This is a genomic window from Candidatus Sodalis pierantonius str. SOPE (assembly GCF_000517405.1).
GTDB lineage: Bacteria > Pseudomonadota > Gammaproteobacteria > Enterobacterales > Enterobacteriaceae > Sodalis_C > Sodalis_C pierantonii.
Map to the genome: position 1 here is coordinate 1,873,167 of NZ_CP006568.1, position 22,029 is coordinate 1,895,195.

Here is a 22,029-nt window from a genome sequence, read left to right on the forward strand (position 1 = left end):
GATAGGCATCAAGCTACCTTCTTGCGTTTGCAACGGCTATATGATGTGTTATGATCCATCTGTGACAACCACCTTTCTTTATTATCCTATGCAATGCTTCATTATTGAACAATGAGCGGATCCAACATAACCGACCAACGGACTGTGGCCAGCGCGCGCTCGAACCATTCGTGAACGATAAAATTTTGTTGTTAGACCGAGCTACGGACGCCGGCATAATTGAATGTACTCTCGTTGAAGAAGTGTCTCAGACATGGGCGAGCTATAAGCAGGTCGCACGCAAGTATCTATCGAGATACAGCTTGCATCAAATATGTCGTAGGTCTGAAATTATCTTGGGTGCCACGATTTTGTCTACGCATAGTGGTGTGGAAGATTTGTTTCTACTACTAAACACCATGGATAGTTGATTGACGTTATTTATTTGTGCGCAAGTAATATGTTTTGGGTATTGTCATGCCTAATATTTATGAAGTATGATAAAAAATCAAGATTTTTAACCAACATTAATAATGCATATTACCTGAGATTGGTCATAATCTGCCCAATCAGCTTGTTGGTTCCAAGCCCTCAGCCACCACTGAGGTACCTTGTTTCTTAGGGAGACAATGATGTGCTGGTTTGGCTGCATCTGCAGTACATGAGTGCAGATCATGAATAAGTAGCACCTCATACCCAATACATACTAGGTATGAGGGGTTTTATTTATTCATACGCATTACTTATGAATTTTTTCATAGAGTAGGTGATTTGGGACTCGATAGCTGAAATGAAGCATATCACCCTGTCGCAATGCTCCCATTCGACGAGTAGGTCTGACTTAACTCATTAGGTAAAAAACGGTCTTCGCTAAGACTACTTATCCCCTTTACCAGGTCACTGCGGTTTCTAGACATAGGGTATGCTTATGGCTTAATAATACCTATGACTTGTGACTTAATTGTTGTTACTTCATTAGTATTACTTATCTGTTATGAGTCATGATTTCATACATCATAACTTAACCTCGCCAAGATATCTTTAGCACTTAGCACTTAGCACTTATGAAAACATTGTCTTGGCTTCTACTCAACAAATAAATTACGCACAACCTGAAAAATCAAGACATAGGCAATTGATTAGACAGGTAAATGTGGTTGAGAAATAGTCATAAACGTTGGAATTGGTCATCTACATCTAGCAGTGCGATAAATTTGAAACTAATCAAAGGTGTGATGTGTGAAATACTACTAATTCGGTCATACGAATGCATAGCAGTGTATAAAATAGAAGAAAGCTTTAAGAACATATAAAAGCAACCTATAAAATTACAGTTATATGAAGTATTACATACTATATACTGAGTATTACTTGATAAGATATCGTAGCACTTCATAGTAAGACATATTCAATGGAAGAACAGAGTGTACAAGGCCGGAATTACTTATCACGTTGAGCCAATACGAAAGAGTGTATGTACTAGTTGTGTACTACCACGAAGAAGTGAAGAGGGGCTGTTGTAGATTGGTGTAACCTATCCACTGTATAGAGCAGGCGAAACCTGAATTTGACTTAGACCCTGCATTGCATGATTAACTTGAAAAGGCATTGAGACTCATCATTGTGCTTCTAATCGTGCGGGTGTCTCAGGTCTAGATGAATATGACAAGGAGCCCGTACCGGATTCTGTGTAAATGCCTTTTCTCAGAAGTGACCGTCCAGGCGGTCACCGAACTCGATAATAAAGCGACTCATTGCCATGCGCCAGTCCCTCAAAGGCATTGTCCATTTCTGTAAGGCCGCCTGTATCGCCAGCCACACCACCTTTTTCACTGCGTCGTCGGTCGGGAACACCTTGCGCTTTTTGATGGCATGCCAGATCACGCTGTTTAACGACTCGATGGCGTTGGTCGTGTAGATCACCTTGCGGATGTCCGTTGGGTAGGCAAAGAACGTGGCCAGATTGGCCCAGTTTGCCTGCCAGCTTCGACTTATTTGCGGGTAGCGGATGTCCCAGGCGCTGGAAGCGTTCTCCAGCGCCTGCAAGCCGGCTTCTTCCGTAGGGGCCTGATAGATAGTTTTCAGGTCGCGGTTTTTCAGCTCTGTCAGCACGTTCAGCCAGAACTTTGCGCCTTCATTTTCGGCCAGCCACATACCTAGCAACTCTTTCTGGTCTTCGATGTTGATGCCCAGCGCCAGGAACACAGATTTGTTGATGATGCGGCTGTCCTGCCGGACTTTTAGAACGCTACAGTCAAGGTAAACAATGGGATAGGCTGCATCCAGAGGCCGGTTTTGCCATTCGACAACCTGCTCCATGACCGCATCGGTGACCTTTGAGACCAGCGCCGGCGAGACATCGGCGTCATACAGCTCTTTGAACGCGGCGGCGATCTCGCGGGTGGTCATCCCTTTGGCGTACAATGATAAAATCTGGTTATCCATCCCGGTAATCCGGGTCTGGGTCTGGTTCTTCTTCACCAGTTGCGGTTCAAAGGAACCGTCACGATCGCGCGGAGTACGCAGCGCCAGCGTGCCATCGCCAGTGGTAACGGTTTTTGTGGAATAGCCGTTGCGGGCGTTGGTCCCCGGTTTAGGCTGATTTTTATCGTAGCCAAGGTGATGGGTCATTTCGGCATTGAGAGCTGCTTCGACGCTGATTTTTTTCAGCAGCCGATCGAAGTGACTGAGATCTTCAGGGGTTTTGAGATTTTTGGCCAGTTCGTTAGCCAGAGCCTGCAACTGTTTTTCGTCCATAAATTAACCTGTTTTTGATGTTGGATTGAACATATCAAAATCAGGCAAATACACAAATTTCTAAACAGGCTCATGAAAACCGCTAATGCACAATGCCCAAACTGCTAAATACTCCTCCTTTTCTGTACTTTACCGTAAGTCGGCTTTGTTGAATAAATCGAACTTTTAGGTGACTGGCGGCTATGATCACTACATTCGTTTCAACATCAGGTCCCCATGGCAAAGCAAAAGTTTAAAATTACCAACTGGCCCGCATATAACAATGCGCTCAGGCAGCGGGGGGACCTGACAGTATGGCTTGATGAGTCAGCCATTGCTGCATGGACTGAGAGTACACCACCTGAACATCGTGGCCGGCCGCTTCACTACACCGATATGGCCATTACCACGGTTCTGATGATAAAGCGCGTGTTTAACCTTTCGCTCCGGGCGTTACAGGGTTTCGTTGACTCGATTTTTAAACTGATGGGGCTATCGCTGCGCTGCCCAGATTACTCTCTGGTCAGCCGGCGAGCAAAAACCGTCGACATCAGCATAAAAACGCCAACCCGCGGCGAAATCTCACACCTGGTCATCGATGGCACCGGCCTGAAAGTCTTCGGCGAAGGCGAATGGAAAGTCAGGCAGCATAGGGCTGAGAGGCGCAGAGTATGGCGCAAGCTTCATCTGGCAGTAGATAGCGTGACACATGAAATTATCTGTGCCGATTTATCGCTAAGCGGTACGACAGATGCGCAGGCGCTGCCCGGGCTGATTAACCAAACCCACCGGAAAATCAGGGAAGCGTCGGCTGACAGTGCTTACGATACGCGTTACTGTCATGATGCTCTGCTGAGGAAAAAAATAAAGCCGCTTATCCCACCGCGAAGTGGTGCGCAATATTGGCCAGCTCGATACCATGAGCGTAACCATGCGGTGGCAAATCAGCATCTGAGCGGCAATAACGATACCTGGAAAAAGAAAGTAGGTTATCACCGGCGTTCACTGGCTGAAACGGCCATGTTCCGGTTTAAAACACTTCTGGGTGGTCATCTGAGTCTGCATGACTATGACGCGCAGGTAGGTGAGACAATGGCAATGGTTAAAGCACTTAACCGGATCACACTGTTAGGAATGCCAAACAGCGTCCGCATCATGTAACAATCGCCCTGATAGGAAGGAAGTCGTCACAAATTTCGGATTTATTCAACAAAGCGCCGTAAGTCTCATGAGTCTGCTTGTTATGAAGTAGTGAGTTATCATAGTCTGTCCCGACCATTACGGCTTATCGACAAGTGCTGCTAGGCTCCCAAGGGTAAGGTATATCGATACTATGTTTCGCTCATCACTCTGGTTCTTATGTAAGGGAACTTTCCTTATGGCTTCAAACCGGATACGCCTGACCACTGTTGATTAGCATACATTGCTTAATTTAAGCCAGGTCGCTGACGTTATCATGCTGGTTGAGTCGAGAAGTCGTGTAGCTACGCGAAGTCTGTTTGATACAAAGCCGATTATGGACTCAGAGCGCGTGTATAAGAGCCGAAGAGGTGATATTGAGGTCTGTAGGTGAAAAAATCCTGCATGCCGTCCAAAGCCGTTTGAGTACGCTGGTTTACGATGATGAGCGCTAATGAAGAAATCATTTGACAAAAGTGGCCGGGAAATGTGGCGTTTTTGACCCTGCGAGAGGTGTTTTATTCCCGTTTTCCACAGGTCAGATCCTATAAATAGATCATGATAAGATCAAAAAGAGATCCTATAAGATCCCCGTAGCCCGCAAAGCCTTGCTGTGACTGGCTTAGGAGGGGGTCAATAACCACTGAAATGAGTAAAACAACCGCTAGAGAGAGCACAATAACCGTTATGGTGAGAAGATCAACCTCGCTGGAGAGGGATGCTTAAGAGCCTGTTTAGAAATTTGTGTATTTGCCTGATTTTGATATGTTCAATCCAACATCAAAAACAGGTTAATTTATGGACGAAAAACAGTTGCAGGCTCTGGCTAACGAACTGGCCAAAAATCTCAAAACCCCTGAAGATCTCAGTCACTTCGATCGGCTGCTGAAAAAAATCGGCGTCGAAGCAGCTCTCAATGCCGAAATGACCCATCACCTCGGCTACGATAAAAATCAGCCTAAACCGGGGACCAACGCCCGCAACGGCTATTCCACAAAAACCGTTACCACTGGCGATGGCCCGCTGGCGCTGCGTACTCCGCGCGATCGTGACGGTTCCTTTGAACCGCAACTGGTGAAGAAGAACCAGACCCGGATTACCGGGATGGATAACCAGATTTTATCGTTGTACGCCAAAGGGATGACCACCCGCGAGATCGCCGCCGCGTTCAAAGAGCTGTATGACGCCGATGTCTCGCCGGCGCTGGTCTCAAAGGTCACCGATGCGGTCATGGAGCAGGTTGTTGAATGGCAAAACCGGCCTCTGGATGCAGTCTATCCCATTGTTTATCTTGACTATATCGTTCTAAAAGTCCGGCAGGACAGCTGCATCATCAACAAATCTGTGTTCCTGGCGCTGGGCATCAACATCGAAGGCCAGAAAGAGTTGCTAGGTATGTGGCTGGCCGAAAATGAAGGCGCAAAGTTCTGGCTGAACGTGCTGACAGAGCTGAAAAACCGCGGCCTGAACGATATCCTTATCGCCTGCGTAGACGGGCTGAAAGGTTTCCCTGACGCTATTAACGCGGTGTATCCGGAGGCGCGGCTCCAGCTGTGTATCGTGCATATGGTGCGCAACAGCTTGCGGTTCGTCTCCTGGAAGGACTACAAGGCCGTCACCCGCGACCTGAAAGCTATTTATCAGGCCCCTACGGAAGAAGCCGGCTTGCAGGCGCTGGAAGCGTTCTCCAGTGCCTGGGACATCCGCTACCCGCAAATAAGTCGAAGCTGGTAGGCAAACTGGGCCAATTTGGCCACGTTCTTTGCCTACCCAACGGATATCCGCAAGGTGATCTACACGACCAACGCCATCGAGTCGTTAAACAGCGTGATCCGGCATGCCATCAAAAAGCGCAAGGTGTTCCCGATCGACGACGCAGTGAAAAAGGTGGTGTGGCTGGCGATACAGGCGGCCTCACAGAAATGGACAATGCCTTTGAGGGACTGGCGCATGGCAATGAGCCGCTTTATTATCGAGTTCGGTGACACCGCCTGGACGGTCACTTCTGAGAAAAGGCATTTACACAGAATCGTGTACAGGGTCAAAAGTGGCATTTTTCGTAGGCTTTTAACGTCCTACAGCCTTAAGTATAGAGCGCAGACCCCGCTTTTCCACCGCCGAGGCGCCATTGCGCGCATATTCTGTCATCAAAGTTTAACTCTGTGATAACAGACACACTTCAGTTGCTTAACCTTTGCACTTTGGCGATTTCTTCCCAACCTTCACCGTTAGGGTACGGCTTTGTCCACGCACAACTGCTGGGCACGCTCGACAAAAGGCGCGATACTCATTTTCTGCCCTGGCCGGTCGGGATCATCCAGCAAAATAGTGTCAATGGGCTGTGCGTGGACATGGCCTTCTTTTCGTTGCTGTTCGGCTTGCTCGTTCAACGGGTATTGCATCAACGTACTCATATTCAGGGCGCACAGCGCGTGATTCGGGCGGCACATGAGCTGCACTTCTTCTTTGGTGAACGCCCACTGCTTACCGTATTGGAATTTGCTTAGGGTGATAATCTCCATAGCGCTGGCGTACTGCGAGGCCAGCAATACGAGGACGACAACAACCGATCGTTTTTTCATGATAAACCTGCTTATAACCTAACGGCCCGTAGCCGTGACTTATTGGGGTTCGAGCATCGCAAATACGCTGACCAACAACAATGCCAGCGCGCCCAAGGCGATTTCCATTAGCGTCAACAGGGTCAACCGTTTAATGGCGCGGGGTTCGTCAGTGCGCATGGTCGGGACAACCCGGTAGCGGTTGGTTAACGCCAGCATTACCATGGCAGCGACGGCGGCGGTCTTGATGAGCAGCATACGCGAATAGGGCTGTCCCAGCTCGAGGGGCCAATGCCCCAGAACCAAGAAAGTATTCAGTACTCCGGTGAGGATTACCAGCGCCACCCACACATGACCGCTGCGGGAATAGGCCATCAATGCCGTCAAGGCGCCGGCGCGTAAACGCGCGCGCCTAAGCCAGCGCAGCGTTAGCAACCGTGGCCACAGTCCCCCCAACCATCCCGCCACCGCCAAGAGATGCAGCATCTGGTTGCAGCGCTGCGCCACACCGCGTAAGCCGTCATACATCGCCGCATGACCGGTGAACGCCAGACTGAGCAGCGCCGCCATCGACAACATCAATAACAGCGGGTAACGCCAGGGAGAGGCCGGCGCGCCGAGCGTCGCGCCGCAGGTCGCCAGCGCCAGCATCAGGTGCCAGAACCATACCTGACCAAAGGAGGTATGCAGCACCGCGCGCCACACCTCCAATCGTAGAGTATCCGGCCACCCCTGCCCCATCAGTCCCGCCTGGAGCGCCAGTAGCGCGATGGCCGTCAGCAGGCCCACGAGCGCCAAACCGCTTTGGCTGCGCCGGAATGCGCGCCGCAGCAGAGGCTGCAGCGCGGGCGGCGCCAGACGTTCACTGAACAGCAACACGCCGGCGAGCTGTATCAGCGCGGCAAAATGAATGAAACGGCAGGCCGCGAACCAGGCCAACAACGAGGCCATTTATTTGACGCTGAAGGAGTAGCTGCCCTGGGTTTTATGCCCATCTACCGAAACCACATGCCACGCTACCACGTATTCGCCGGCGGTCAGCGGCTGCTTAAACGGAACGATGATTTGGGTAGCATTGGCCGAATCGGTCTTGATAGGCCCGGTCGGCACGGGCTGGTTATCCTTGCGGGTTAACGTTAAGCCGCTAAAAGCGGGTTCAATCGCTTCGGTAAAGGTCAGGGTAAGCGCCTGCGGCGCATCCGTCATGGTGGCATTGGCAGCGGGATATTGCGTCTTGAGATGCGCATGGGCTTCTGCCCGCGGCGCGCACAATATCGCTCCGGCAAATAACGCCAGCGCGTACACCGGCGCGGCAATACGTTGCATTGACATTAGTGGCTTTCCTTAAGTAGATAAATGTCGGAATAAACGCCATGGCGACGGGAAACAAGACGGCAGGATCCACTGCATAGCCATTACCGCCAGCGGCGAAAAAGGCCTGTAGGTTCGGGCAAGGCTGGCTATCCCGCTGACATGAGCGCGAGCAAATAATAGCGGCTGAGGCAGGTGAAGTCGAGGATAACGCACCCGTCCGCCCCGGCGGTAATGCAGGGGCGGACGGGAGAAATCATCAGCAGAGACAGGCGCTTACATCGTGGTGTCGACGCTGTTATCGCCATTCATTTTCTTGAAATCCTGATCGATAAAGAACAGGCCGCTGGCGTCGGTGTTCACCAGCGCCAGCTTGTCGAGGATTGACTTGAACATCTTTTTTCCTCGTGCTGCTCGGCGACATACCACTGCAGGAAGTGGAACGTGGAATAATCCTGCAGCGTCATGGCGACATGGGCCAGCTCGTTAATCTTCTGCGTAATCATTTGCTCATGCTGATAAGCGAGTTTGATCAGCTCGGCCAGGGAAGGAAACCCAACCGACGGCGCTTCGATAGCCCCCAGTACCGGCATGGTGCCGGTGTCATTGAGATAATCAAACAGGCGGCGCATGCGATCCATCTCTTCGCTGGACTGGGTTTTGAAAAACTGGCTAGCGCCCTCTAATCCTTTGTCATTACACCATGCGCTCATTTGCAAATAGAGATTGGCGGAAAAGAATTCGAGATTTAATTGTTCATTTAGCTTGCTGGCCATTTTTTTAACATTGTCTGGCGTCTTTATGGGATGTGCAGGTGATTTATTCTCGCTATTATGCCAACATCACCGGGAAAAACAAACCGGCTTATTCCGAAATAGACGGATAATTTAAAATCATTCAAATTCAATGACCTGCGATAATTTCACTCTTCCGCACCAGGGAGTGATAATTATTCCTCGCTTGGAATTGATAGGGATTATTATTTGCATTCTTAATTAACCATTATTTCCCCCGCCACTCTGTATCGCCACGGCAAAGATGCCAAAGACGTAATAGAAACGATTATTATTCACCCCTTCCCTCCGGTGGCTTGCAAACCGTCGCCGGCTGCTTTATTTTGAACGCCGAACCGCAATGAACCGGGAGGAGTCACGATGACGTACAATTTAGCCACCCTTGATGAGCCAACGCGCGATAAAATCAACGTCGACCTGGCGGCGTCTGCCGTGGCGTTCAAAGAGCGCTATAACATGTCGGTGGTGGCGGAACAGGTGGAGCGGGACCAACCCGCGCAGTTACGCGACTATTTCCGTACCCGCGTGACCTTCTACCGGCAGGCTTCACTCAACTTCTCCCGCCTCCCCTACGAGGCGCGCAAGTAATCCTCCCCAAGCAGAGGGCTGCGCGCCCTGTGCCACAATGTGGTGTCTCATCGCCGTCTATTCCTGGGGGTAAACCCCCTCGCCTATGCGCCCGAATTGCTAATGGCGACGTGAAGGTTATGCCGCGTTTTCCGTTTTGCCGCATGTGCGTTCAATTGCCGGACGCGCGCGGCCTACTATCACGCGGCGGCATGCGTCGCGCGATAACTGGCGCACCCTGCGCCGCGTTTCGCTGACGGTCCCGGCACCGCAAGGCCCGTCATTCTGTTTCGGCACGAAATAGCACAATTTGTGTTGCCAACGACCGACAATCAGCAGTTAATAAATCCAGCATTTCCTGTCTGCCACTGAGAGGTCATTATGAGTAAGGGAATGGATCGTAAAAAAGATACCAAGAAGAAACCGTTGAAAACCCCGGAAGAAAAGCGTACCGAAAAGCGCAGCAAAAAGGCGCCTGCCGACATTGTGTGATGCCTCGCCGCTTCCTTTCCTATCAACCCGCCCTCGCAGCGGGTTTTTTATTGCCGCTTAAGGCGTCATAATAAGGCAACTTTGCCAGCACAGGACCTATTATGACCTTTCGCGTGATCGATACTGAGACCTGCGGCCTTGACGCAGGCGTCGTGGAAATCGCCTCGCTGGACCTTAGCGATACGGGCATCAGCAATGTTATGAGCGATCTGGTGAATCCGGGACGCTCCATTGGACTGGACGCGATGGTTATTCACCATATCACCGAAGAGATGGTGGCGGATAAACCGCGCATCGCGCGCGTTATTGGCCGTTGCCAGGGCAGCGCCTATTATGTCGCGCATAATGCCGCCTTCGACAGGCGGATGTTGCCGGAGATGAACGGTGCGTGGATCTGCACCCTGAAACTGGCGCGCAAATTGTACCCCGGTATCAAGTACGGCAATCAATATCTGCGTTATGCGCTTAAGTTGCAGGTTGCGCCGCCGGCGGAGCTCTACCCCCACCGGGCGTTGTACGATTGCTACGTCACCGCCGCCTTGTTGATGAAGATACGGCAGGGTTCCGGCTGGAGCCCCGAGGAGATGGTGGCAAGATGGTGGCAATAAGTAATGCAGCCACGTTACTCTCCAGCCTGAAATTCGGTAAGTACCGCGGCCAGCCGCTGGCGCAGATCGCCCGTGATGACCCCGGTTATCTCCACTGGCTGCTGGCCAATTTGCGCGATTTATCCGCCGACCTGCGTTATAGCCTCAACTACCATCTCTCCGGGGCGGCCAGCGAAGCACACCGCCATGCCGAGGGACATACCGGGGAATAAAGCTGCACGACGCCGCTTTCTCACGGGTTAAGCGGGCCCCGTCGGCGGGCTGCCGGCGGCTTTGGCCAGCGCCAGAATAAAAGGTATATTCCATCGATACCCCTTCATAGCCTTTGAAGCGACCGGATTTGCCGCCGTGGCCGGAGTCCATATCGGTGCACAGCAATAGCAGATGATCGTCGGTTTTCATTTCACGCAGTTTAGCGACCCACTTCGCCGGCTCCCAATACTGCACCTGCGAATCATGCAGGCCGGTGGTGACCAGCAAATGAGGATAAGCCTGCGCACGTACCTGGTCATAGGGACTGTATTGCAGAATATAATGATAGAAGGCTTCTTCCTGTGAATTTCCCCACTCCTCATATTTGCCGGTCGTCAGCGGAATGGATTCATCCAGCATAGTGGTCACCACATCCACGAAGGGTACCTGGGCTACCACACCTTTGAACAGCTCCGGCGCCAAATTGATGACCGCCCCCATCAACAGCCCACCGGCGCTGCCGCCCATGGCAAAGGCCTGCTCGGCATCGCCATACCTTTGACGCAACAGTTCGTGGCTGATGTCAATAAAATCGTTGAAGGTATTCATCTTGTTGAATAATTTGCCGTCCTCGTACCACTCTTGGCCGAGTTCGCCGCCGCCGCGTATGTGCGTCAAGGCAAAGACGAAGCCGCGATCCAGCAAGCTCAGCCGGCTGGCGCTGAAGTCCGGGTCCATACTGCTGCCGTAGGAGCCGTAGCCGTAAACCAGCAGGGGATTGCAGCCCGACTTAAACAAATCCTTGCGGTAAACCAGCGACACCGGCACCTCGACACCGTCGCGGGCGGTGATCCAGAGCCGTTCGCTACGATAATGGTCCGCCTGAAAGTTTTTCACCTGCGTCTGCTTGAGTAGCTTGCGTTCGCCGGTATCCAGATTCATCTCGAATAGCGTCATCGGCGTCGTCATGGAGGAGTAACCGTAACGCATCTGCGCGCTTTCCGGGTCGGGGTTGTACGCCAGCCAGGTCACGTAGGTGGGATCATCAAACGCGATGCCCTTTTCTTCACCGGTCGACCAACGGATTTGGCGCAGGCTAGTGAGCCCCATATGGCGCTCCTCCAGCACCAGCCAATCGCGAAACAGCGTAAAGCTTTCCAGTACCACGTCCTTGCGCGCCGGGATCAACTCCTGCCAGAGTTTTTCCTCACCGGTTTCGCCGCGATACAGCGCGAAATTTTTACCGTCGCGATTGGAGCGGATGTAGAAGTGGCCCTGATAATGATCCAATGAATATTCGTGATCGTGCCGCCGCGGAAAAAACCTGTGCGGTTTCGCCTTTGGATCGTCGGCGTCGAGCAGCAGAATTTCACCGGAGGTGGTGCTGCCGAGGGCGATAAAAATATAGCGCTCCGACGTGGTCTTATGCACGCTGACATAAAAGGTGTCGTCTTGCTCTTCATAAATAAGCTCGTCCTGCGTGGTCGGCGTGCCCACCACATGGCGCCATACTTGATATGGCAGCAGCGTCTTTTTATGCTTGTGGACGTAATACAGCACCCGCGAGTCGTTGGCCCATTCAAAACTGGACGACGCATGTTCAATGACTTCCGGAAATCATGAATCACGGGCCAAATCCTTAAAACGCAGCCCATAGAGGCGGCGGGATAAAAATCTTCCGCGACGGCCATAATGCGATTATCGGGGCTGATTTCCAGCGCACCCATGGTATAAAATTCGCTCTGGGCGGCGCGTTGATTGCCGTCAAGCAACACCTCCCACTCGCCTTGCGGATTGGCCGATGCCGGCTGACGCGTGTAGATGGCGTATTCATTGCCCTCTTCGTAGCGACTTTGATAGCGATAATCCCGACGGACGTAGGACACAGAACGATCCTGATGGGGTATGCGCTCCACCATTTCAGTGAACAGTTGATGCCGCAACGCTTCATGCTCGGCCATCATCATTTCGCCGTAGGTATTTTCCCGCTTGAGATAATCCAGCACCGCCGGATCTTCACGCTTATCATCGCGTAACCAGTAATAGTCGCCCACACGGGTATCGCCGTGTAGCGTTAACGTAAAGGGTCGTTTTTCAGCATTGGGTGGCAATGTCATACGGCAATTCCTTATTCTCTATAAAAATAGAGTGGCACGAATATGGTGCTATGCCAAGCGCAGCGGGAACCAGCGCGGCAGCGTGGGGCGCCGGGGAAAATCATTTAGTTAACCGGTAGGTGATTTCACCTTTGGTGCAGTCCAGCGTAACGGCATAGTTCAGGTCCTGCTCGTTACCGCGCACCTTAAGCGGCGCCTGCCAGACATCACCCACGCCGGTAACGTCTTCCGGGTTTACCCAAGCGTTGATATTTCTGCCGCCGGCCGCCTGCTGGTCCTGTTCGGAGCGCTGAAACCGGTTTTGGGTGTAATCCTGATCGATAAGCTCCGCGACCTGGGCAGCGTTGAGATCGTGACAAAGGGCGACTTTGGCGATTTCAGGCGTGGCGTCGGCGGGTCCGGGTTTGGTGCTTTTCGCTTTGGCCGCTTTATCCGCCGCTGCTTTTTTGGCTGCCGTACGCTTGTCTGCCGCAGCAGCCTCTTTGGCGCCGCTCTTGGGCGCACCCGCTGCGGCCGACTCTTCGCCGTTTTGGCCAGCGGCAGCTTTGTCGCCGTTGCCGGCGGGCGCAGCGCTGCTGGCATTGCTTTGCGGGGCGGCGTGGTCACCGTCGCCGTTTGACGCGGGCGGAGTGTCTGACGCATTGGCGTTGCCGCTGGGTGCGGCGCTCGTCGCATTGGCACTGCCGCCCGGTGTGGGCGAGGCGCCTGTGCCATCGCCGCTGCCGTTTGAGGCGGCATTGTTCTCACCCTGAGGTTGCGGGGCGTTGGCGTCGGGGGGCGTGATGGGTTGTTGGCTATCGCCGGCCGCCTGCTGCGTTGACTGCCCGGTAGTATCCTGCGCAGGGACGGGGGTCGGCGTTTCATCATCTGCCCGCGCCGATATTGACGATACTAATAGTCCCGCCACCAGCATCCCCACCACCCTGTTTCCCGTTTTACGCATAGTTCCTCCACGTGATCAGTTAATCTTTTTCACCTCATTAGATGATAATAGCCGGTTAAAATTAGATGATAATAGCCGGTTAAAAATTCCGTGCGAAACTGTTTTATTTCAAAAGCTTTAAATATTTGCTTATTCATGGTTCCTCGCGAAAGCTTGCCGCGTCTTAGGGAGGCCGGATGGAACGCCCCGCGTCAATTGCGCGCGGCACGTCCCTAGCCGGCAAGGGAAATAACCCCGCGCTAAGGGGTAAGCCGCGACGCTATCGCCAACGGGGAAAAATCGCCACGCTACGGGTAAGCCGTGCTGCCTGCGGTCGCGCGGCATGAGAGTTAACGGTTCCAGCGCGGCGAGAGTAAGCGACGCGCAAGCTCCCTGGGTGCCGACGGATGCATAGGCAAACGTTTTCGTTTATACTGCGCGCAATTTTTATGACCTCGGGTAAACCAAATGATCACCATCGGAACGGCACGTCGTCCGGGAGCAACGCGTGTCATGTTGCTCGGCTCGGGCGAATTGGGTAAAGAAGTCGCCATCGAATGCCAGCGTTTGGGGGTGGAGGTGATCGCCGTCGATCGCTATGCCAATGCGCCGGCGGCGGCAAGGTTATCGTTGAAGGGCTGGTGGCGTTTGATTTTGAAATCACCCTGTTGAACCATCAGCGCCGTGGACGGCATCCATTTCTGCGCGCCCATCGGCCATCGCCAGGAAGACGGCGACTACCGGGAGTCGTGGCAACCACAACAAATGAGCGCGCTGGCGCTGGCGCGCGCAGGCGATTGCCGCTAAAGTGGTGAGTGCGCTCGGAGGCCACGGTCTGTTCGGCGTGGAGCTGTTTATTTGCGGCGACGAGATGATTTTCAGCGAGGTGTCCCCCCGCCCTCATGACACCGGCATGGTCACCTTGATTTCGCAGGACTTATCGGAATTCGCCCTGCATGTTCGCGCCTTTCTTGGACTACCGATAGGCACCATTCGCCAATATGGCCCGGCGGCGTCGGCGGTGATCCTGCCCGAACTGGACAGTGACAACGTCCGCTTCAGCGGCCTGGAAAACGCGCTGAGCGCGGGGCAGCAGATCCGCCTGTTTGCCAAGCCCAGCCTCAACGGCAAACGCCGGCTGGGCGTGGCGCTCGCCGTGGCGCCCACGGTGGAAGAGGCCGTCACGGTAGCAAAAGAGGCCGCCGCCGCGGTGAACGTATCGGCTAATGGTAGTCAGGAGCCACGGCGAACGTAACGGCTAATGGCGGTCTGGGGCCGCCGATGCCGGTCATGGGTCGGCGGCCTCAGCGCCCAGGCTCACGGTCACGGGCCGGTGCGGTTTCGGCGAACGCCGATTTGCCGGTCGGCGCCGCACAGGAAGCCCAGCAGGCCCATTATACCGGCGCACAGGCTACAAATGAGCAGCGGCCAATACCAACTACCCGCGAGGTCATGCAGTGCGCCCATCAGCATCGGTCCCACCGCCGCCAGCAGATACCCCACACATTGCGCCATTCCCGACAGCGCCGCCGCCTGGTGAGATTCCGCTGCGCGCAAACTAATAAACGCCAGTCCGAGAATCATCGCCGCGCCGGTACCGACACCCAACAATACGGTCCAAACCACGACCCCGGCGGGCCATAGCGCCAGCCCCGCCAGCGACACCAGCGTGATCAGGCCGGTCGCGCAGGCAAGCAAGCGCTGGTCTTTCATCCGGGCGATGACCGGCGCCAACAACAGCCCCGGCACGGCGGTCGCGAGCTGCATAAGGCCATGCAAGGAGCCCGCATAAGCGGCACCGTAACCCGTCTCGGTTATCATGGCCGGCAACCAGCCGACCGCGATATAGTAAATAAACGAATTCATGCCGAGAAACAGGGTGACCTGCCACGCCAGCGGCGACCTCCAAATACTGCCGCGATGTAGGATACCGGCCGCACCCGGACCGCCCGCATGCCGATGCGTCGTGATCTGCGGCAGCCAGCACAACATTGCCAGCAGCGGCAAGGTCGACAGCAACACCAGCGACAGCCGCCAATTGCCTTGTAGCGCCTCGGTCAGCGGCACAATAAAGGCCGATCCCAGCGCGGCGATCATCCCCATGACCACGACGTAGGCCGCGGTCATCGCGGCGATACGCCCTGGGAAATCCCGTTTCAGCAAACTCGGCAGCAGCACATTGCCCACCGCAATGCCGGCGCCGAGCACAAACGTGCCCAGATACACACAAGCAATCTGGTCTATGGCGCGCAGCAGCGCGCCGGCAATCATCACCGCCAGCGCGGCGAACAGAGCTTTCTCGATACCCTGCCGGCGGGCCAGCTGCGCCGCTATGGGGGATACCAGCGCGAAGGCGAGCAGCGGTAGCGTCGTCAACGCGCCCGCCGCCGCGGTGCTGAGGGCAAAACTCTCGCGGATTTGCGTCACGATCGGCGCCACGCTGGTCACCGGGGTACGCAGGCAGGCCGCTATCAGCAAAATGCCGCCGATAAGGATAAGACGACCGGTAGCGCGGGGAGGAAAAGGGGTCGGTGTGTTAGCCAAAAAACGTACTCCTGATGTCATGATTGCCCGGCTACTCTACCGTCTTGCGCCGCCAATTAATTGAGATAAAATGACTAAAAATTGTGAGAAACGGCCAATTTATTATGCTGCCGGCACCCTTGACCCATTATGACCCCGACCGCGATCGCAATCTGGCGACCGCAATGCGTCTCGATGCCGTGCAGAGCGCGATGGAAACCCCTTTTCATCAACATCGTAAAGGGCTGTTGATCATGGCGCTGCGGGGCGGTATTACCTGCGAACTCACCGATGCGCTTTTGATGGTACCGCCCCATTGCGCGGTGTGGATCCCGGGAGATACTCCGCACAGTAACCGCGCCACCGTTAATGCCCGCTTCTGTTTCGTGTTCGTGGAGCCCACCTTTCCGGGATTGCCGGCGCGCAGCTGTACGTTATTCATTTCACCGTTGCTGCAACAGCTTATTTTGCATTTGGCCGGGCTGCCGGGCGACTATGCGCTGGATTCGCCAACGGGGCGCCTCGCTATCGTCATGTTGGAACAGTTGGGCAATATGCCGGTGGAGAATCTTTCACTGCCGTTCTCTTCGCATCCGCACATTCGCCGCATTACCGATACGCTAAACCAGTCCCCCGGCGAGCGTCGAACGCTGCCCGAGTGGGCCTCTCAGGTCGGCATGAGCGAACGTTCGTTGGCCAGGCTGTTTATTAAAGAAACCGGCATGACGTTCGGCCGCTGGCGGCAACGATTGCAGCTGATTATCGCCATCCGTGAACTGGCGTCGGGTACCCGCGTTCAGCGGGTGGCGGAAAATCTGGGCTACGACTCGCCTTCAGCCTTTATCACCATGTTTAAAAAGGCGCTGGGCAAACCGCCCGGACAGTATTTCACCGACGGTTGGCAGGGGGCTGAGGGACTCCCCGGCGGCGAGCCCTGGACGCCATCCGACTAACAAGCACGTACACCGGCTAATGCGGCAGACAAAGGGCAGCGGGCGTCGGGAAAGGCATTCGCCGCAACGGGCGTGCGTTTAAGGATAGCGCCTTCGCCGTGGCGTGAGAGCGGGTTAAGGATAGATGAGTCACCGTGGCGATGGCGCGACTGTAGCGATGCAATCAATTCTGGACTAATTTGCAAACAGGAAATCAGGCGAAATTACGAATGACCAGAGCCTGTTTAGAAATTTGTGTATTTGCCTGATTTTGATATGTTCAATCCAACATCAAAAACAGGTTAATTTATGGACGAAAAACAATTGCAGGCTCTGGCTAACGAACTGGCCAAAAATCTCAAAACCCCTGAAGATCTCAGTCACTTCGATCGGCTGCTGAAAACAATCAGCGTCGAAGCAGCTCTCAATGCCGAAATGACCCATCACCTCGGCTACGATAAAAATCAGCCTAAACCGGGGACCAACGCCCGCAACGGCTATTCCACAAAAACCGTTACCACTGGCGATGGCCCGCTGGCGCTGCGTACTCCGCGCGATCGTGACGGTTCCTTTGAACCGCAACTGGTGAAGAAGAACCAGACCCGGATTACCGGGATGGATAACCAGATTTTATCGTTGTACGCCAAAGGGATGACCACCCGCGAGATCGCCGCTGCGTTCAAAGAGCTGTATGACGCCGATGTCTCGCCGGCGCTGGTCTCAAAGGTCACCGATGCGGTCATGGAGCAGGTTGTCGAATGGCAAAACCGGCCTCTGGATGCAGTCTATCCCATTGTTTATCTTGACTGTATCGTTCTAAAAGTCCGGCAGGACAGCCGCATCATCAACAAATCTGTGTTCCTGGCGCTGGGCATCAACATCGAAGGCCAGAAAGAGTTGCTAGGTATGTGGCTGGCCGAAAATGAAGGCGCAAAGTTCTGGCTGAACGTGCTGACAGAGCTGAAAAACCGCGGCCTGAACGATATCCTTATCGCCTGCGTAGACGGGCTGAAAGGTTTCCCTGACGCTATTAACGCGGTGTATCCGGAGGCGCGGCTCCAGCTGTGTATCGTGCATATGGTGCGTAACAGCCTGCGGTTCGTCTTTTTCACTGCGTCGTCGGTCGGGAACACCTTGCGCTTTTTGATGGCATGCCGGATCACGCTGTTTAACGACTCGATGGCGTTGGTCGTGTAGATCACCTTGCGGATGTCCGTTGGGTAGGCAAAGAACGTGGCCAGATTGGCCCAGTTTGCTTGCCAGCTTCGACTTATTTGCGGGTAGCGGATGTCCCCGGCACTGGAGAACGCTTCCAGCGCCTGCAAGCCGGCTTCTTCCGTAGGGGCCTGATAGATAGCTTTCTGGTCGCGGGTGACGGCCTTGTAGTCCTTCCAGGAGACGAACCGTAGGCTGTTACGCACCATATGCACGATACACAGCTGGAGCCGCGCCTCCGGATACACCGCGTTAATAGCGTCAGGGAAACCTTTCAGCCCGTCTACGCAGGCGATAAGGATATCGTTCAGGCCGCGGTTTTTCAGCTCTGTCAGCACGTTCAGCCAGAACTTTGCGCCTTCATTTTCGGCCAGCCACATACCTAGCAACTCTTTCTGGCCTTCGATGTTGATGCCCAGCGCCAGGAACACAGATTTGTTGATGATGCGGCTGTCCTGCCGGACTTTTAGAACGATACAGTCAAGATAAACAATGGGATAGACTGTATCCAAAGGCCGGTTTTGCCATTCGACAACCTGCTCCATGACCGCATCGGTGACCTTTGAGACCAGTGCCGGCGAGACATCGGCGTCATACAGCTCTTTGAACGCAGCGGCGATCTCGCGGGTGGTCATCCCTTTGGCGTACAACGATAAAATCTGGTTATCCATCCCGGTAATCCGGGTCTGGTTCTTCTTCACCAGTTGCGGTTCAAAGGAACTGTCACGATCGCGCGGAGTACGCAGCGCCAGCGGGCCATCGCCAGTGGTAACGGTTTTTGTGGAATAGCCGTTGCGGGCGTTGGTCCCCGGTTTAGGCTGATTTTTATCGTAGCCGAGGTGATGGGTCATTTCGGCATTGAGAGCTGCTTCGACGCTGATTTTTTTCAGCAGCCGATCGAAGTGACTGAGATCTCCAGGGGTTTTGAGATTTTTGGCCAGTTCGTTAGCCAGAGCCTGCAATTGTTTTTCGTCCATAAATTAACCTGTTTTTGATGTTGGATTGAACATATCAAAATCAGGCAAATACACAAATTTCTAAACAGGCTCGTTTCGGATCGGCATAGGCCTCCGACTTCATCAGGTCACGGATGACTTGCTGTGCCGCCGGGTTAGCGTCCGCCCCCGCCGGCGTATCCTCCTGCATCTCCGCCCCCACTTTCGCCAGCAGGCGGATAACCAGCGGATTATTGCCGATATCATCCAGGCGATCTTTGTAGCCTTCATCGGCCAGCGCATGAAACGCACGGTAGGCCAGACCGATGTTTTTGTTAAATTCAGCGTCAGATTGCCACACCGCGCGTAACTGTGTCCCCGCGGCGTCCGCATCCAGCTCGGCCGCACCGTTCACTAACGCCGGTGCACGCTGCAGGTACTCGCCCAGAATAAAGCCCATTTGGTCATTCGTGATGCCCTTGGCGTGGGCGGCGTTGAGAAAGCTCTGCATCTCAGGATCGGCTTTGAATTCATCCCATTGAAATCCCTCAGCGTCTATCTTCGGTGCGTAGTCATCAATGGACTTGGGCGGGGCGTCACCGTGACCTAAACGCTTCTCAAGATGCATATAAGACTCTGCCAGCTTACGCGCAGAGCTTTCCACGTTAAGCTTGCCGTCATCGTCCATAACACGGAATTTTTCCGGTACCCAATCCGCCTCGTCCATTGGTGCCAAGCAAAGAATGACCTGCATCAAAATTAACAGATTCGTCGCCACCGTTGCCCCCCGCGTCCTCGCCAGCATCGGCGCTCAGGAATAAGTGTTTAAATTTCCACATGGTTTAAAACCCTCAGCTTGAAGCGATAATTTTTGCGATACGTAAACTCGCCAGAATGGCGTTAACCGTGGTGACAATTGTTGCAGCGTCAGCACCTGCAGCAAGATCAGCAATCGCTGCACCGGTAACTATTTCCAGCGTGGTGCGGGCATTCGCAGCGCTGCCCGCTGTCAGCAGTGCTTTACCTGTCGTGGAAGCGTCAGTTATCTGGTTTGTGCTGATATTTACTGTAACTGGCTTCTCAGTAACCTTGTCACCCTTGTCGGTATGTTCAATGTCAATCGCCATCGTCGTATATTCCGTCAGCCTGGTTAATTCTCATGAGAATGAAATCGAGCACGGCACGCTGCCCGGCTCTGTAGCACGTTGCGCGGTCTCCCTCATGACCGCCCTCCACGTAGACGGCCCGCCCGAATCGCCGGGCTAATTCCGCCAGTACTTCAGGGCCGCCCGCCATCTCTTCAAACAGGCGTTTGTAATCGCCCGGTAGCGCGGGTTTTCTCATTGTCCCTCCGCCAATCTTTGGCCCATTGCGCTCCCCGCGGCCTGCCCGGCGGCGCTGGCGGCCTCCTGCCCAGCCTGCATCATCAGCTGCTGTTGCGCTTGCTGCTGCTGCGCCTTGGCGCGCTGGTCGCGCAGGCTGGTGACATCCACCGCCAAGCGAATCACCTTCGCCGGTACACCTAGCGCATCGGCCACCACGCGCGTCGCCTCATCGGTGTCCACCAGGTCTACGACATCCGGACTAACCTGGGACAGCTGCGCCACGTTCGCGCCAAGACGTTCAATCGCAGTCACGTCCTCCAGCTTCTGTGCGCGGACCAGCGGCGAGATATAGCGCACATTAAAATGCGCGGCTTGCATGCTGTCGGGGGGAGGCGGAAAGACGCCTGCGCGGAAGGCAATACCGAAACAGCGCTCAACCAGCGGTTGCAGGTATTCCGCCTGAAACCGTCCGTAGACCGGCCCCAGCAGTTGGCGGATCAGGGCCACGCGGACATGGACTTCGGTCGCGGTCATCGCCGGACCATCCTGTGGCTGCAGCTGGTCGGCCATCATGATTTTGCGAATGCTGGCCTGCAGACGGTCTTCTGCGGTAAACGCAACCTGAAAATCAGCCCCCGTGAGTAAGGGCTTCATGCTGTTCACGCTGCTCGCCACAATAATGCGGCGCGGGCCGACCTTGACGGAGTACGGATTCATGACACCGTCATCCTCGGCAATCCACATACCCGAAATGGCCAAATCCTGCGCGGACTTCTCCATGCGTTTGGTTTCGTTCAGCTCCTTGCAGTCTGGCAACGCATCATATACCGGGCCAATGCCATACGCGCCGCCAGGGATTTTCATCCAGCGCGGTACACAAACCGGGAATTTGTGGTAACCCGATTCTCGCACTATGCGCTTTCCCTGCCTCTCCACGTGAAAAGAGGCAAAGCGTAAATGCTTATCCAAACGGGCGTTTACCACATAATTCGTACGCGGGAATATCGCGTGCAGGAAATCAAACTTGTCATCCGGCTTATCCTTGGCCGCACGGCGTATTTTCTCGCTGGCGCCCTGCTCTCCGAACGCAGCGATGGCCTGCTCGGCGGTTATCTGGTAGCAGCGATAAATCGTATCGACAATCCCGTCTTTGCGGGTTGACGTAACGTAGCATTGCGATAGCGGCCACTGCTGGAACATATAGCCGCCCTCCTCCCGGTTCTCATCGATGTACAGCACGAACCAGCCCGCGCACACGACGTCAAGATTCGCCTCATAGCCTTCCGCGTCAAAATTGGCTGCGTGGATGTTCTCCCATACCAATGTGGCACAGGTGGAGAGCCAGGCCTTGTCCTCGTCTGCCAGCGGTTCACTGTCGAGATTGAGCCACTGCGCATTGGCCGGCGTCATGCCGGACATAAGCGCCGACGCCAGCATGCGGGCGCTATCGGTGGCGGTGCCGTCCAGCAGTTTCGCCACCTTCGACTTAGCGCTCTATGCATCCAGCACGTCAGCTGAAAAACCGGCGCCACGCAACGGATAGGTGTAGTCGTAGCACTCGCGCCAGACGCTTTCATGCCGCTGGCGATGGGATTTTAGCGCATCAGCACGCTTCATCAGCTTGACGGCGAGTTCATCCAT

The 22,029-nt window shown here is 54.4% G+C and carries 12 protein-coding genes and 8 pseudogenes; 7 read left to right on the top strand and 13 right to left on the bottom strand.

What is annotated here, in order from left to right; all coding sequences use genetic code 11:
- Positions 1–1,683: 1,683 nt before the first annotated feature.
- The gene (locus SOPEG_RS09570; RefSeq protein WP_025245177.1) at positions 1,684–2,736 is read right to left on the bottom strand and encodes an IS256 family transposase; all 1,053 of its coding nucleotides are present in this window, start codon (positions 2,734–2,736) and stop codon (positions 1,684–1,686) included.
- A gap of 216 nt (positions 2,737–2,952) precedes the next feature.
- Between SOPEG_RS09570 and SOPEG_RS09575 the strand changes: the two genes are divergently transcribed.
- The gene (locus tag SOPEG_RS09575) at positions 2,953–3,876 is read left to right on the top strand and encodes an IS5 family transposase (RefSeq protein ID WP_025244160.1); all 924 of its coding nucleotides are present in this window, start codon (positions 2,953–2,955) and stop codon (positions 3,874–3,876) included.
- An 816-nt stretch (positions 3,877–4,692) separates the two neighbouring features.
- Positions 4,693–5,903, top strand: a pseudogene (locus SOPEG_RS09580) (IS256-like element ISSoEn2 family transposase).
- 219 nt (positions 5,904–6,122) lie between these two features.
- Here SOPEG_RS09580 and SOPEG_RS09590 read toward each other — a convergent pair.
- The 4 genes and pseudogenes from SOPEG_RS09590 to ftnA form a co-directional block, all read right to left on the bottom strand.
- Positions 6,123–6,476: a YebY family protein gene (locus SOPEG_RS09590; protein WP_025245178.1), complete on the bottom strand. Its 354-nt coding sequence runs from the start codon at positions 6,474–6,476 to the stop codon at positions 6,123–6,125.
- Between the two features lie 39 nt (positions 6,477–6,515).
- Positions 6,516–7,406, bottom strand: coding sequence for a copper homeostasis membrane protein CopD (gene copD, locus SOPEG_RS09595; protein ID WP_038468531.1), 891 nt, complete (start codon positions 7,404–7,406; stop codon positions 6,516–6,518).
- Positions 7,407–7,781 (bottom strand): CopC domain-containing protein YobA, encoded by a 375-nt coding sequence (yobA, locus tag SOPEG_RS09600; RefSeq protein ID WP_417903438.1) that lies wholly within the window; start codon positions 7,779–7,781, stop codon positions 7,407–7,409.
- Positions 7,782–8,042: 261 nt separating this feature from the next.
- Positions 8,043–8,542: pseudogene (gene ftnA / locus SOPEG_RS09605) on the bottom strand (non-heme ferritin).
- Between the two features lie 378 nt (positions 8,543–8,920).
- On the opposite strand from ftnA, the gene SOPEG_RS09610 reads away from it, so the two are divergent.
- A complete protein-coding gene (locus SOPEG_RS09610) occupies positions 8,921–9,148 on the top strand; it encodes a DNA polymerase III subunit theta (protein WP_025245181.1) in 228 nt (75 codons plus the stop codon).
- A 572-nt stretch (positions 9,149–9,720) separates the two neighbouring features.
- Positions 9,721–10,439 (top strand): annotated as a pseudogene (gene exoX / locus SOPEG_RS09615) (exodeoxyribonuclease X).
- A 79-nt stretch (positions 10,440–10,518) separates the two neighbouring features.
- Here exoX and SOPEG_RS09620 read toward each other — a convergent pair.
- Positions 10,519–12,536: pseudogene (locus tag SOPEG_RS09620) on the bottom strand (S9 family peptidase); the annotation flags it as partial.
- Positions 12,537–12,636: 100 nt separating this feature from the next.
- On the bottom strand, positions 12,637–13,449 hold the full coding sequence (locus SOPEG_RS26230; protein WP_025245182.1) for a YebF family protein: 813 nt from the start codon (positions 13,447–13,449) through the stop codon (positions 12,637–12,639).
- 477 nt (positions 13,450–13,926) lie between these two features.
- Between SOPEG_RS26230 and SOPEG_RS09630 the strand changes: the two are divergent.
- Positions 13,927–14,713 (top strand): annotated as a pseudogene (locus SOPEG_RS09630) (ATP-grasp domain-containing protein).
- 68 nt (positions 14,714–14,781) lie between these two features.
- On the opposite strand, the gene SOPEG_RS09635 reads toward SOPEG_RS09630, so the two are convergent.
- Positions 14,782–16,002, bottom strand: a complete 1,221-nt coding sequence (locus tag SOPEG_RS09635) for a CynX/NimT family MFS transporter (RefSeq protein WP_025245183.1) — start codon at positions 16,000–16,002, stop codon at positions 14,782–14,784.
- A gap of 104 nt (positions 16,003–16,106) precedes the next feature.
- Between SOPEG_RS09635 and SOPEG_RS09640 the strand changes: the two genes are divergently transcribed.
- Together SOPEG_RS09640 and SOPEG_RS24470 are read left to right on the top strand one after the other, a co-directional pair.
- Positions 16,107–16,934 carry a helix-turn-helix domain-containing protein gene (locus SOPEG_RS09640; RefSeq protein WP_051419588.1) on the top strand — a complete coding sequence of 276 codons (828 nt, stop codon included), beginning with the start codon at positions 16,107–16,109 and terminating at the stop codon, positions 16,932–16,934.
- 288 nt (positions 16,935–17,222) lie between these two features.
- A pseudogene (locus SOPEG_RS24470) lies at positions 17,223–18,017 on the top strand (IS256-like element ISSoEn2 family transposase); the annotation flags it as partial.
- Here SOPEG_RS24470 and SOPEG_RS09650 read toward each other — a convergent pair.
- The 5 genes and pseudogenes from SOPEG_RS09650 to SOPEG_RS09670 all read right to left on the bottom strand — a co-directional run.
- A pseudogene (locus SOPEG_RS09650) lies at positions 18,017–19,105 on the bottom strand (IS256 family transposase); the annotation flags it as partial. The pseudogenes SOPEG_RS24470 and SOPEG_RS09650 sit on opposite strands and share 1 nt — an antisense overlap.
- Before the next feature lie 40 nt (positions 19,106–19,145).
- Positions 19,146–19,841, bottom strand: coding sequence for a hypothetical protein (locus SOPEG_RS09655; protein WP_236851736.1), 696 nt, complete (start codon positions 19,839–19,841; stop codon positions 19,146–19,148).
- 73 nt (positions 19,842–19,914) lie between these two features.
- Positions 19,915–20,190 (bottom strand): hypothetical protein, encoded by a 276-nt coding sequence (locus SOPEG_RS09660; RefSeq protein WP_025245186.1) that lies wholly within the window; start codon positions 20,188–20,190, stop codon positions 19,915–19,917.
- Positions 20,180–20,407 carry a Bbp19 family protein gene (locus tag SOPEG_RS09665; protein ID WP_025245187.1) on the bottom strand — a complete coding sequence of 76 codons (228 nt, stop codon included), beginning with the start codon at positions 20,405–20,407 and terminating at the stop codon, positions 20,180–20,182. Before SOPEG_RS09665 ends, SOPEG_RS09660 begins: the two co-directional genes overlap by 11 nt.
- Positions 20,404–22,029, bottom strand: a pseudogene (locus SOPEG_RS09670) (portal protein). Before SOPEG_RS09670 ends, SOPEG_RS09665 begins: the two are co-directional and overlap by 4 nt.

Excerpts from the sequence above, each read along its gene's own strand:
- SOPEG_RS09570 (WP_025245177.1), bottom strand. The coding sequence starts at position 2,736 with ATGGACGAAAAACAGTTGCAGGCTCTGGCTAACGAACTGGCCAAAAAT.
- SOPEG_RS09575 (WP_025244160.1), top strand. The coding sequence starts at position 2,953 with ATGGCAAAGCAAAAGTTTAAAATTACCAACTGGCCCGCATATAACAAT.
- SOPEG_RS09590 (WP_025245178.1), bottom strand. The coding sequence starts at position 6,476 with ATGAAAAAACGATCGGTTGTTGTCGTCCTCGTATTGCTGGCCTCGCAG.
- copD (WP_038468531.1), bottom strand. The coding sequence starts at position 7,406 with ATGGCCTCGTTGTTGGCCTGGTTCGCGGCCTGCCGTTTCATTCATTTT.
- yobA (WP_417903438.1), bottom strand. The coding sequence starts at position 7,781 with ATGCAACGTATTGCCGCGCCGGTGTACGCGCTGGCGTTATTTGCCGGA.
- SOPEG_RS09610 (WP_025245181.1), top strand. The coding sequence starts at position 8,921 with ATGACGTACAATTTAGCCACCCTTGATGAGCCAACGCGCGATAAAATC.
- SOPEG_RS26230 (WP_025245182.1), bottom strand. The coding sequence starts at position 13,449 with ATGCTGGTGGCGGGACTATTAGTATCGTCAATATCGGCGCGGGCAGAT.
- SOPEG_RS09640 (WP_051419588.1), top strand. The coding sequence starts at position 16,107 with ATGCTGCCGGCACCCTTGACCCATTATGACCCCGACCGCGATCGCAAT.
- SOPEG_RS09660 (WP_025245186.1), bottom strand. The coding sequence starts at position 20,190 with ATGGCGATTGACATTGAACATACCGACAAGGGTGACAAGGTTACTGAG.
- SOPEG_RS09665 (WP_025245187.1), bottom strand. The coding sequence starts at position 20,407 with ATGAGAAAACCCGCGCTACCGGGCGATTACAAACGCCTGTTTGAAGAG.